This is a genomic window from Pseudarthrobacter sp. NKDBFgelt, from assembly GCF_046097905.1.
Classification (GTDB): Bacteria; Actinomycetota; Actinomycetes; order Actinomycetales; family Micrococcaceae; genus Arthrobacter; species Arthrobacter polychromogenes.
In genome coordinates this window covers 1-11,793 of record NZ_JBJURL010000102.1, presented here as the reverse complement: position 1 = coordinate 11,793, position 11,793 = coordinate 1, and the positions used below count along the sequence as shown (strand labels likewise).

Here is an 11,793-nt window from a genome sequence, read left to right as displayed (position 1 = left end):
GCCCGGTTTGTCCTTCCGGAGGGCTGCCGACGCCGAGCTGGCGGCGGCATCGCTCTTCACCCTCGCCATGGAGGAACAGAACAACACGCCGCCAGCCGTTGCGTGCCTGCCAGGGCCCCGGGGCCGGCGGCGTGTTGTTCTGTTCCTCCATGGCGAGGGTGAAGAGCGCTGCCGCCGCCAGCTCGGCGTCGGCAGCCCTCCGGAAGGACAAACCGGGCAGTTTGCGTTCGATCAGCCCGGTCTCCAGCCGCCCGGCGCGGACATCGGCATCATTGATCAGCAGCCGCAGGTATTCCACATTGGTGTCCAGGCCGAGCGCCGTATAGCCAGCGAGCGCCGCATCCAGGGTGTCCAGGGCGGCTGTGCGGTCCTCCCCCCACGCGATGACCTTGGAAATCATGGGGTCGTAGCTGGAGGAAACCTCCACACCCTCCACCAGGGACGAGTCCACCCGCACCCTGCCGCGGGGCGTTTCCGTTGCCACGCGGGCGGGGGCACTGGGACGTTGCTGTGGACCGGGCAGTTCGTCCAGCAGCAGCACCGTTCCGGTGGAAGGCAGGAAGTTCCTCTCGGGTACCTCTACGTAGACGCGCGCTTCCGCGGCGTGGCCGTGAAGTTCGACGTCGGCCTGCCGGACGGTGAGTTCCCCGCCGGCGGCGATCCGCACCTGCCACTCGACGAGGTCGATGCCGGTAACCATCTCGGTGACGGGATGCTCAACCTGCAGCCTGGTGTTCATCTCCATGAAGTAGAACTGGTCCGGCGCGTCGTCGGAGACGAGGAATTCGACCGTTCCCGCGCCGCTGTAGTTCACGCTGCGGGCCGCGCTGCAGGCAGCTTCACCGATCCGGGCGCGGATGGCGGCGCCGTCGGGCAGGGCCTCGAGCAGCGGCGACGGCGCCTCCTCGATGACCTTCTGGTGCCGCCGCTGCAGTGAACATTCGCGTTCGCCCAGGTGGATAACGTTGCCGTGGTTGTCCGCCAGGACCTGCACCTCAATGTGCCGCGGGGTGGTGACCAGGCGTTCCAGGAACAGGGTGTCGTCGCCGAAGGCGCTGGCCGCCACCCGCCTGGCCGTGGCCAGCGTGGCCGCAAGGTCTTCTGGGCGCTGCACCACATGCATGCCCTTGCCCCCGCCGCCCGCGGAGGGCTTGATCAGCAGCGGAAAACCCACGCCGGCGGCCGCGTCAACCAGCTGCGCATCGGTCATCCCCGGTTTTGCCACGCCGGGCACCACGGGGACGCCGTAGCCCGCCACATGGTTCTTGGACCGGATCTTGTCCCCCATGATGTTCAGGGCCTCCACGCCCGGGCCGATGAACGCGATCCCGGCCTGTTCCAGGGCCCGGGCGAATTCAACGTTCTCGCTGAGGAAGCCGTAGCCGGGGTGCACCGCCTCCGCCCCGGTCCTGCGGCAGGCATCGATGATCGCCCCGATGTTCAGGTAGCTCTCCGTGGCCGCTGCCGGGCCGATCCTGACGGCGGTCTCCGCTTCGCGCACGTGCCGGGCACCGGCGTCGGCATCGCTGTAGACGGCCACCGGACGGATGCCCAGCGCCCTGAGAGTCCGGATCACGCGGCAGGCGATTTCGCCGCGGTTGGCCACCAGGACAGTTCCGAACATCGGCCGGGTGGCGGCGGGCGTTCCGGTAAGGGAAGGTGTGGTCATGTGCTCGCTCACATCCTGAAGAGGCCGAATGAGGTTTCCGGCAACGGCGTACGGGCCACCACGTCCAGTGCCAGGCCCAGGACGGTGCGTGTATCGGCAGGATCGATCACTCCGTCATCCCAGAGGCGGGCCGTGGAGTAGTACGGGCTGCCCTGGTCCTCGTACTGCCGGCGGATGGGTTCCTTGAAGGCTTCCTCGTCCTCGGCGGACCAATCCTGTCCGGCGGCTTCGTACTGGTCCCGTTTGACGGTGGCGAGCACGCTGGAGGCCTGGTTGCCGCCCATGACCGAGATCCGGGCGGCCGGCCACATCCACAGGAACCGTGGTGAGTAGGCACGCCCGCACATGGAGTAATTGCCGGCGCCGAAGGAACCACCAATGACCACTGTCAGCTTGGGTACCCGGGCGGTGGCTACGGCGGTGACCATCTTGGCCCCGTTCTTGGCGATGCCGCCCTGTTCCGAGTCCCTGCCCACCATGAAGCCGGAGATGTTCTGCAGGAAGACCAGCGGGATGCCGCGCTGGTCGCAGAGTTCGATGAAGTGGGCCCCCTTGAGGGAGGATTCGCTGAAGAGCACGCCGTTGTTGGCCACGATCCCCACCGGGTGCCCGTGCAGCCGCGCGAACCCGGTGACCAGCGTGGCGCCGTACTCCTTCTTGAATTCGTGGAACCGGCTGCCGTCCACCAGCCGGGCAATGACCTCATGGACGTCGTAGGCGGCGTTGACGTCCGTGGGGACGGCACCGTAAAGCTCCGCCTGCGCAGCTGTTGGTTCGACGGCGGCGTCCACCTCCCAGGCGGGCGGCGCAGAGGGCGGGAGCGTGGACACGATGTCCCGGATGATCTGCAGCGCGTGCTCGTCGTTTTCGGCGAGGTGGTCGGTGACGCCGGAGATCCTCGAATGCACTTCCCCGCCGCCGAGCTCCTCCGGCGTGACGATTTCGCCGATCGCAGCCTTCACAAGCGGCGGCCCGCCCAGGAAGATGGTGCCCTGGTTGCGGACAATCACTGTTTCGTCGCTCATGGCAGGCACGTACGCGCCGCCGGCCGTGCAGGACCCCATGACCGAGGCGATCTGGGGAATCTTGGCCGCTGACAGCCGGGCCTGGTTGTAGAAGATGCGGCCGAAGTGGTCCCGGTCCGGAAACACCTCGTCCTGCTTGGGCAGGAAAGCGCCGCCGGAATCCACCAGGTAGATGCACGGAAGCCTGTTCTCGAGGGCTATTTCCTGGGCCCGCAGGTGTTTCTTCACCGTCAGCGGATAGTACGTCCCGCCTTTGACGGTGGCGTCGTTGGAAATCACCAGCACGTGGCGGCCGTGGACCAGGCCGATGCCTGCAATGACCCCCGCGCCGGGGGCCTCGTTGTTGTACATGCCGTTGGCTGCCAGCGGGGCGATTTCGAGGAACGGGCTGCCGTCATCCAGGAGCCGGTCGATGCGCTCGCGGGGCAGGAGCTTGCCCCTGCCGGTGTGCCGCTGCCTCGACTTTTCCGGTCCGCCCAGGGCAGCGTCCGCGAGCCTTTTCCGCAGGTCCTCCGTCAGCAGCAGCTGCGCTTCGCGGTTTGCCAGGAAAGTGCTGCTGGCGGGGTCGATCCTGCTGGCAAGGGTCTCCATCGACGCGTCCTGTTCCTGTTCCGGCCGGGGGCAAGAAGCCAACTCGGTTAGTGCTCAATAACTGAAATTCAGGTTAGTCTCGATTAACTGTGATGTCCAACACAACAGCTGCCTTGCTAGACTTCCGGGGTCCGAGGAGGAATTGTGCCAAGCACCGACGCCGCTGCGGCCAGCAGCACAACCCAGCCCGGCAGCGCAACCCGGCCCAGCAGCCCACCCGAGCCCGCCAGGCCAAACCAGTCCACCAGCACAACCCAACGCAGCCGGGCCAAGGAGAACCGCCGCCAGGCGCTCCTGTCCGCTGCAGCTTCGCTGTTTGCGCTGCACGGGTTCAGCCGTGTCTCCCTGGAGGATCTGGGGGCTGCCGCCGGCGTCAGCGGCCCGGCCGTATACCGCCACTTTCCCGGCAAACAGGCGGTCCTGGCGGACCTGCTGGTCACCGTCAGCCAGGAACTCCTGGACGGCGGGCGCCGGGTGGCGGCAGAAAATGCGGATCCCCTGGTGGCCCTGCGCGGCCTGGTGGCGTTCCAGGTGGACTTCGCGCTGGGCAAGCCGGACGTCATCAGGGTCCAGGACAGGGATTTCAGCTGCCTCTCCGATGAGGACCAGGAGGCGGTCAGGACCCTTCAAAGGAGCTATGTGGAGGTGTGGGTGGAGGTCCTCGCGGGGCTCCGTCCCGAGACCGACGCTTCGGAGCTCCGGATGCGGGCCCATGCCACGTTCGGGCTCATCAACTCCACCCCCCACTCGGTCCGAAGCCACGGCCGGAAGATGGCGTCCGGAACAGCCCGGCCCTTGCTCGAGAGCATGGCCCTCGCCGCACTGCTGGCGGACTGCCACACCAGCCACTGAATCCGGAGTTTTTGTCCAGGTATGCAGGCTTAAACCGGTTGGAACCCTGCATATCTGGACAAAAACTACCCGGGTCACACCATGGTCAGCACCAGGCCGGGGTCAGCAAGGATGGCACCGACGTCCGCAAGGAAGCGTGAGCCCTGTTCGCCGTCCACCAGCCGGTGGTCGAAGGACAGGCTGAGGGTCATCACCTGGCGCAGGGCAATGTCCGCCCGGTACTCCCAGGGCATCCTGCGCACGGCTCCCAGGGCAAGGATCGCCGCTTCGCCGGGGTTGAGGATGGGGGTGCCGGCGTCAATTCCGAAAACACCGATGTTGGTGATCGAGACCGTGCCGCCGGCGAGATCAGCCGGAGGGGTCTTGCCGGCACGGGCCGTGTCGGCGAGCGCTGACAGGGCTTGCGCCAGCTGGACCAGGGACAACGAATCCGCGTCCTTGATATTGGGGACCGTGAGCCCCCGGGGCGTGGCGGCTGCAATGCCCAGGTTCACGTAACGGAACGTGACGATCTCCTGGTTCTCCCCGTCCCAGCGCGAGTTGAGGGAAGGATTGCGCCGGAGGGCGATCAGTACCGCTTTCGCAGCCAGGGTCAGCGGCGTGAGCTTGACACCCGCGAACTCCCTGCTGTCCCGGAGCCTGGCGAGCAGTTCCATGGACGGCGTGACGTCGACCGTCAGGAACTCGGTGGCGTGCGGCGCGGTGAAGGCACTTTGCACCATGGCTGCGGCCGTGAACTTGCGGACACCCTTGATGGCCGTGCGCGTTTCCCGCTCACCCTGGCCGGCCCGCACACCCGCAAGGTCCGCGGCATCCCCGCCGGCCGACCCTGCGTCCGCAGACTGGCTGCCCATGAAGTGCTGGACGTCCTCCCGGGTAATCAGTCCCTGGGGTCCAGTGCCGGTAACCCTGGCCAGGTCCACGCCAAGGTCTTTGGCCAGCTTCCGGACAGGAGGAGTGGACCGTGGGCGCTCGCCTGCGGGCTGGCCCGTCGCAGCCGCGGTGTGCTCAACCGCGGGAGTTTTGTCTGTGTCACGCGTGGTCTCCGCGGGCATGGGGTCGGCAGGCATGATCTCGGCAGGCGTGGTTGCCGCGGGCCTGGTTTCCGCAGGCAGGGCATCGGCAGAACCAGCCGCCGGGAAGGTCCGCGGGCGCCGTGCGGGCCGGCCGGTGCTTTCGACGACGGCACCGTAGCCCACGAGGTTTGGCTCCCTCTTGGGGGTCCCGGCGGAGCTCTCCCCCGCTGCCTGCCCCGCGGCCCTGCCAACATCCTCGACCGCATCCTGGCCCGCATCCCTGACCCCAGCAGAGGCGCCGCCTGTCCCGGACGGTGCCGGGCCGGCGTCATCCGCCACCTCGAAGGAGACGATCGGCTTGCCCACCTCCACGACGGCGCCCGGCTGTTCGTGGAGCTCCCTGATAACCCCGGCAAACGGGGACGGGAGCTCCACCACTGCCTTGGCAGTCTCAACCTCGGCGATCACCTGGTTGAGGGTGACGGTATCGCCCACCCCCACCTTCCAGCTGAGGATCTCCGATTCGGTGAGGCCTTCGCCCAGGTCCGGCAGCCGGAATTCCTTGATCATGGTCCCGCTCATCCTTCCAGCCCGCTGAGGGAGTTCGGCCGGCCCAGGGCACGGTCCACGCCGTCCAGGATCCGGTCCAGGCCCGGCAGGTGGTGCATCTCAAGCTTTGAGTATGGGTAGGGAATATCGAACCCGGTGACCCGGACAGGTGCCGCCTCCAGGTGGTAGAAGCACCGCTCGGTAATGCTGGCGGCCACTTCCGCCCCCAGGCCGCCCGATTGTGCGGCCTCGTGGGTGATGACCAGGCGCCCGGTCCTGCGGACGGAGGCCACAATTGTTTCGTAGTCCACCGGTGCCAGCGAGCGCAGGTCGATGACCTCGATGGAGACTCCTTCATCGGCGGCGGCCGACGCGGCGTCCAGAGCCGTCTTTACAAGCGGGCCGTAAGCCACCAGCGTGACGTCGGTGCCCTGGGTGAGGACGCGCGCCTGGCCCATGGGCACGGGAGCGGCGTGGTCAAGGGACTCATCAACGTCGCCTTTGTCGTGGTAACGCCGCTTGGGCTCGAAGTAGAGCACGGGGTCATCGCAGGAGATGGCCTGCTGGATCACCGTGTAGGCATCCTGCGGGCTGGAAACTGTGACCACGCGCAGGCCGGATGTGTGCGTGAAGTAGGCCTCCGGCGATTCGGAGTGGTGCTCGGGAGAGCCGATCCCGCCGCCGAACGGAACCCTGATGGTGATGGGCATCTTGACTGCCCCGCGGGTGCGGTAGTGGAGCTTGGCCACCTGGCTGACGATCTGGTCGAACGCCGGATAGATGAATCCGTCGAACTGGATCTCCACCACTGGGCGGTACCCGCGGTAGGCGAGGCCGACGGCGGTGCCCACAATGGCTGATTCGGCCAGGGGGGTATCCACCACCCGGTGCGTGCCGAAGTCCTTCTGCAGCCCGTCGGTCACCCGGAACACGCCGCCGAGGGTGCCGATGTCCTCACCCATGAGCACCACTTTGGGGTCGTTCTCCAGGGACTTCCGCAGGCCCGCGTTGATGGCGCGGGCAAAGGTCATCTGGGTCATCAGCGTGCACCTTCTTCTGAAACGGCTCCTGCGGGATCACCGAAGGTGGCCAGGTAACGGGCGTAGTGGTCCTGCTGCCGGTCCAGCCACGAGTTGGGCGTGCTGTAGACGTTCTTGAAAACGTCCAGGGGCTCCGGGTCCGGCATGGTGGTGCAGCCCGTCCGCATCTCGCGTGCCACGGCGTCGGCCTTGTCCTTAACGTCTTGCTGCAGTTCCGCGGACAGCAGGCCCTTCCGCTCGAGAAGAGCGGCTATCCGGCTGATCGGGTCCCGGGCCGCCCAGTCCTCGAGTTCGTTGGCGTCGCGGTAGCGCGTTGGGTCATCCGCCGTGGTGTGCGGGCCCATGCGGTAGCTGACGGCCTCGATGAACGTGGGGCCGCCGCCGCGGCGGGCCCGGTCCAGGGCCACGCGGGTGGCTGCCATCACGGCCAGGACGTCGTTGCCGTCCACGCGCAGGCTGGGGATGCCGAATCCGGCTGCCCTATCGGCCAGCTGGATGTGCGACTGGAGCCGTACGGGCTCGGAGATGGCCCAGTGGTTGTTGGTGCAGAAGAACACCACGGGCACCTGGAAACTTGCCGCGAAGACCATGGCCTCGTTGACATCGCCCTCGCTGGTGGCACCGTCACCGAAATAGGTCACGGCGACGGAATCGGCGCCGTCATTCTGGATGCCCATTGCATAGCCGGTGGCGTGGAGGGTCTGGGCGCCGATGATGATCTGCGGGGTGGCCATGTTGATGGTGTAGGGATCCCAGCCCGAGGACGCAGTGCCGCGCCATACCCGGAGGATGTCCGTCAGGTCCACTCCCCGGCAGTAGGCCACCCCGTTCTCCCGGTAGCTGGAGAACACAAAGTCGTCCGTGCGGAGCGCCCGGCCCGAACCGATCTGCGCGGCTTCCTGGCCCAGCAGCGGCGGCCACAGTCCGAGTTCGCCCTGCCGCTGCAGGGCAGTTGCCTCGACGTCGATGCGCCGGATCACGGTCATGTCCTCGTAGAGGGAACACAACTGCTCGTCAGTGACATCCCTGACCCAATAGTCGAACTCCGGGTGGCTGATCCGCTCTCCGGTTGGGGTGACCAGTTGGACCAGATCCCGCCCCTGCCCATGGGGGTGCCGGGCGCTGTTGGGGGCGGCTGGTCCGCCCTGGCCCGTTTCGTCTGTAGACACGATAGCCCGCAACCTTCTCACGTCGTTGACCCGCGGTTTTGGGACTTGTGGCCCCTTCAGCCGCCGGCCGCCCGGGCGCCGTTGCCCCGGATATTTGTGACCCTACTCACAATGCTCAGGAGGTACAACTACCGGCGCGATCACTGAGCAAAATGCTCTGCGGAAGGGCATGGGACCGTGCTAGCGTTGCGCATTATGCAAGCCTTGGATGGCACCGATGCCCGCCTGCTCTCCGCCCTGGCCCAGGATGCGCGGCAAACCGTTGTGGCACTTGCCCAGAAGCTTGGCCTCTCCCGGAACACCGTGCAGGCGCGGATGGCGCAGCTGGAGAAGAAACATGTCTTCCTGTCCTTCGAACGGCGCATCAATCCGGCGGCCCTGGGCTACCCGCTGATGGCCTTCATCTCCGTCCATGTCCAGCAGCAGCGGCTCGCCCAGCTGGCGAAGGAACTCGCTGACATTCCCGAGATCCTCGAGGGCTATGGCCTGACCGGTTCGGCGGACCTGCTGCTGCGCGTGGTGGCGGTGGACGCCGAGGACCTGTTCCGGATCAACGGGAAAATCCTGGCGTGCGAAGGCGTGGACCGGACCGACACGGCGCTTGCCATGGGAGAGCTTATTCCCTTCCGCGTCCAGCCCCTCCTTGAACGTGGACCCGGGCGGGCTTAGCAGCCGGCGCCCCCAATGGCGGAAAGCACGACGGCGGCGGGGGCTGGAGTTCGGACCAGGCGGGCCGCGCTATAGGCTGAATGCCAGTTAATTGGCGGGACAGGCCCAGCGCCGCCCCGCATCCAGGCGGTGCGCTGCACCATTTTTCCGGAAAGGCTCCACCTTGAGCACTCCCCAGGAACCGTTTCAGCCGGGCCACGCCGGGCCGGCGTCCCCGCAGCTGTCACATCCTCCCTACTACGGGCAGGAACAGGCATCCCCGTTCGGGCTTCCGGGGCAGCCTCCGCCCAGGAGCCGGCGGAAACTGTGGATCATCCTGGCTGGCGCCGGCGGCGTCCTCCTCCTGGTGGTCCTGGGCATAGTCATTTTGGTGAACGTGGTGGGCAGCGCCACCAACCAGGCCCGGGGGCTGGCTGACGGCTTCACCAAGCTGGTCCTCGCCGGAGACAGCTCAAGGGCCTACGACGAATACCTTGACCCCGCCCTCCAGGAGCAGCTGTCCAAGGAAGCGTTCATTGAGGGGGTTAACAGTCTTGGGATGGATGAAACCTGCACACCGGACTACAGGGACCTCAACGTGGTCACCGAGAACGGCGTGAAGTCTGCAAATGTTGCCGGGCTCATCGCCTGCGACGGCAAAGAAGTGGACCTCGCCTACCGCTTCGAGGGCACTGAAGAACTCAGGATGACCGAAATCAAGCTGCGGCCGGCAGGCTAACGGGAGCCTCAGGCAGCACAACAAAGCCTCCGCACCGGAAAACTTGTTCCCGGTGCGGAGGCTTTGCTGTTGAGCCGTCAGGTCAGTGGTCGACGGCCTTTTCGGCACCCACCCCCGTAAGGGAGCGGACTTCCATTTCGGCCTGCTTGGCGGTGTCCTCCCGCTTCTTGTCGAGCGTCGTTCCGAGCCAGCCCAGGAAGAAGGCGAGGGGGATGGACACGATGCCCGGGTTGCTCAGCGGGAAGAGTGCGAAGTTGGCGTCCTTGATCATGGATGTTGCTCCGCCGGAAACCACCGGCGAGAAGATGATCAGGATGATCGCGGAACCCAGGCCGCCGTACATGCTCCAGACCGCACCCTGGGTGGTGAACTTCCGCCAGAACAGGGAGTAGACGATCGTGGGCAGGTTGGCGGAGGCGGCGACGGCGAATGCGAGCGCCACGAGGAACGCCACGTTCTGTCCGTTGGCAAGAATGCCGCCCAGGATGGCGAGGACGCCGATGACCACAACGGTGCGCCGGGCCACCTTCACCTCGGTGTCGGCGTCGGCCTTGCCCTTGGAAATGACGCTGGCGTAGATGTCATGGGCAAAGGAGGCGGCAGCCGTGATGGTCAGGCCGGCCACAACGGCGAGGATGGTGGCGAAGGCCACGGCCGAGATGAAGCCCAGCAGCAGCGGCCCACCCAGGTAGAAGGCCAGCAGCGGGGCAGCCGAGTTCACGCCGCCCGGTGCGCCCTTGATGGTCTCAGCACCCACCAGGGCAGCTGCACCGTAACCAAGCACCAGGGTGAAGAGGTAGAAGAGGCCGATCAGCCAAATTGACCACACCACGGACTTACGGGCTTCCTTGGCCGTGGGGACTGTGTAGAAGCGCATGAGTACGTGCGGCAGTGCTGCGGTGCCCAGGACCAGGGCGAGGCCAAGTGACATGAAGTCGATCTTCGAGGTTTCCGTCTTGCCGTACTGCAGGCCGGGATTCAGGACAGCCGGGTTGTTGGCCGTCTCCACTGCGGCGCCCAGGAGGCTGGAGAGGTTGAAGCCGTAGATTGCCAGGACCCACAGGGTCATGACGGCTGCGCCCGCGATCAGCAGGATGGCCTTGATGATCTGCACCCAGGTAGTGCCCTTCATGCCGCCGATCAGGACGTACATGATCATCAGGGCGCCGACGACGATGATCACCAGGGCCTGGCCGCCCCAGTCGCTGATGCCCAGCAGCAGCGAGATCAGGCTTCCTGCGCCTGCCATCTGGGCCAGGAGGTAGAAGAAGCAGACGGCGAGGGTGGAGATGGCGGCGGCAATGCGGACGGGCCGCTGCTTCAGCCGGAAGGACAGCACATCGGCCATGGTGAACTTGCCGGTGTTGCGCAGGAGCTCCGCAACGAGCAGCAGTGCCACAAGCCAGGCCACCAGGAAGCCAATGGAGTACATGAAGCCGTCATAGCCGTTGATGGCGATGGCGCCGGTAATGCCCAGGAAGGAGGCGGCGGAAAGGTAGTCGCCGGCGATGGCGGTTCCGTTCTGCGAGCCGGTGAAGGAGCGGCCGGCCGCGTAGTAGTCCGCGGCGGTCTTGTTGTTCCGGCTGGCGCGGAGCACGATCACCATGGTGACGGCCACGAAGATGCCGAAGATGCCCATGTTGAGCAGCGTGGTTTCCTTGAGGGCGGCCACGTCCACCGCTGTTGCGATATTGATCATTTGGTGACTCCGCCTACTCGGTTTCCGTGCTTATCGAATTCGTGGCCCTCGATCTCGTCCCGGATTTCCTTGGCGATGGGGTCGAGGCGCTTGTTGGAGTAGTGGACGTACCAGCCGGTGATGGCGAACGTGGAGACGAACTGGAGCAGGCCGAGGATCAGGCCCACGTTGATGTTGCCCCAGACCTTGGTGGACATGAAGTCCACGGCATAGTCGGCGAGCAGGACATATGCGAAGTACCACAGCAGGAATGCGACTGCCATGGGGAAGACAAAGCTGCGGTGACGCTTGCGCAGTTCCTTGAACTGCTCCGTCGACTGGACCTGCTCGAAGTCCACGGACGCCGCTGCGTCCGGAGTGTGGGCATCGTTACCCATCGTTCCTCCTCGTTGAGACTTGCCTGAACACACCCAACGGCAGGCCCGGAAGACGGGATACCGCAAATGTGACTGCAATCACTCTGCGGGCTGCATCCCGCCAGTTCCAGTGCCTGCAGGCCTGCGGGCGCTCAACGGTCGGGATGCTGCGACAAACGGCACCCGCAGCTACGCTGGGCACCATGCCGGACTCCCCCCTCCTGACCGCCGCGGCCGTGGCCGTCATCGCCATGGCCATCGCCGTCGTCGTCGGCGTGGGGCTCAAGGTACTCAGGTCCTTCCGCGACCTGGGCACTGATGCTGAACGCGCCACTTACCACACCCTGCATGCCGCGTCCCAGGCGGGCCAGCACCTGCGCCGGGGCCTCAACCCCGCCGGCGCTGCCAAGGCCAGCCGCCAGCTGCGCACCCTGCTGGGC

At 66.2% G+C, this 11,793-nt stretch carries 10 protein-coding genes and 1 pseudogene; 4 read left to right on the top strand and 7 right to left on the bottom strand.

Going from position 1 to position 11,793, the window contains the following annotated elements:
• Together ACKAE7_RS19065 and ACKAE7_RS19060 are read right to left on the bottom strand one after the other, a co-directional pair.
• Positions 1-1,669, bottom strand: a 1,669-nt coding sequence (locus tag ACKAE7_RS19065; protein WP_408980011.1) for an acetyl/propionyl/methylcrotonyl-CoA carboxylase subunit alpha, incomplete at its 3' end; no start/stop codon positions are given.
• An 8-nt stretch (positions 1,670-1,677) separates the two neighbouring features.
• The gene (locus tag ACKAE7_RS19060) at positions 1,678-3,285 is read right to left on the bottom strand and encodes a carboxyl transferase domain-containing protein (RefSeq protein ID WP_408980010.1); all 1,608 of its coding nucleotides are present in this window, start codon (positions 3,283-3,285) and stop codon (positions 1,678-1,680) included.
• 144 nt (positions 3,286-3,429) lie between these two features.
• Between ACKAE7_RS19060 and ACKAE7_RS19055 the strand changes: the two genes are divergently transcribed.
• Positions 3,430-4,137 (top strand): TetR/AcrR family transcriptional regulator, encoded by a 708-nt coding sequence (locus ACKAE7_RS19055; RefSeq protein WP_408980009.1) that lies wholly within the window; start codon positions 3,430-3,432, stop codon positions 4,135-4,137.
• Between the two features lie 74 nt (positions 4,138-4,211).
• On the opposite strand, the gene ACKAE7_RS19050 is transcribed toward ACKAE7_RS19055, so the two are convergent.
• The 3 genes from ACKAE7_RS19050 to pdhA are packed head-to-tail and all read right to left on the bottom strand — an operon-like array spanning position 4,212 to position 7,911.
• Positions 4,212-5,723: a dihydrolipoamide acetyltransferase family protein gene (locus ACKAE7_RS19050; RefSeq protein WP_191036049.1), complete on the bottom strand. Its 1,512-nt coding sequence runs from the start codon at positions 5,721-5,723 to the stop codon at positions 4,212-4,214.
• A gap of 8 nt (positions 5,724-5,731) precedes the next feature.
• A complete protein-coding gene (locus ACKAE7_RS19045; RefSeq protein ID WP_190613559.1) occupies positions 5,732-6,742 on the bottom strand; it encodes an alpha-ketoacid dehydrogenase subunit beta in 1,011 nt (336 codons plus the stop codon).
• Positions 6,742-7,911, bottom strand: a complete 1,170-nt coding sequence (gene pdhA / locus ACKAE7_RS19040) for a pyruvate dehydrogenase (acetyl-transferring) E1 component subunit alpha (RefSeq protein ID WP_188809326.1) — start codon at positions 7,909-7,911, stop codon at positions 6,742-6,744. Before pdhA ends, ACKAE7_RS19045 begins: the two co-directional genes overlap by 1 nt.
• A gap of 195 nt (positions 7,912-8,106) precedes the next feature.
• On the opposite strand from pdhA, the gene ACKAE7_RS19035 reads away from it, so the two are divergent.
• Entirely contained in the window at positions 8,107-8,580 is a 474-nt protein-coding gene (locus ACKAE7_RS19035; protein WP_188809325.1) for an Lrp/AsnC family transcriptional regulator, read from the top strand.
• Positions 8,581-8,743: 163 nt separating this feature from the next.
• Entirely contained in the window at positions 8,744-9,298 is a 555-nt protein-coding gene (locus ACKAE7_RS19030; protein ID WP_188809324.1) for a hypothetical protein, read from the top strand.
• An 82-nt stretch (positions 9,299-9,380) separates the two neighbouring features.
• Here ACKAE7_RS19030 and ACKAE7_RS19025 read toward each other — a convergent pair whose 3' ends face one another.
• Together ACKAE7_RS19025 and ACKAE7_RS19020 are read right to left on the bottom strand one after the other, a co-directional pair.
• A complete protein-coding gene (locus tag ACKAE7_RS19025) occupies positions 9,381-10,997 on the bottom strand; it encodes a cation acetate symporter (RefSeq protein WP_188809323.1) in 1,617 nt (538 codons plus the stop codon).
• Positions 10,994-11,374, bottom strand: a complete 381-nt coding sequence (locus ACKAE7_RS19020; RefSeq protein ID WP_066274718.1) for a DUF485 domain-containing protein — start codon at positions 11,372-11,374, stop codon at positions 10,994-10,996. The genes ACKAE7_RS19025 and ACKAE7_RS19020 overlap by 4 nt, the downstream gene beginning before the upstream one ends.
• Positions 11,375-11,556: 182 nt before the next feature.
• Between ACKAE7_RS19020 and ACKAE7_RS19015 the strand changes: the two are divergent.
• Positions 11,557-11,793, top strand: a pseudogene (locus ACKAE7_RS19015) (sensor histidine kinase); the annotation flags it as partial.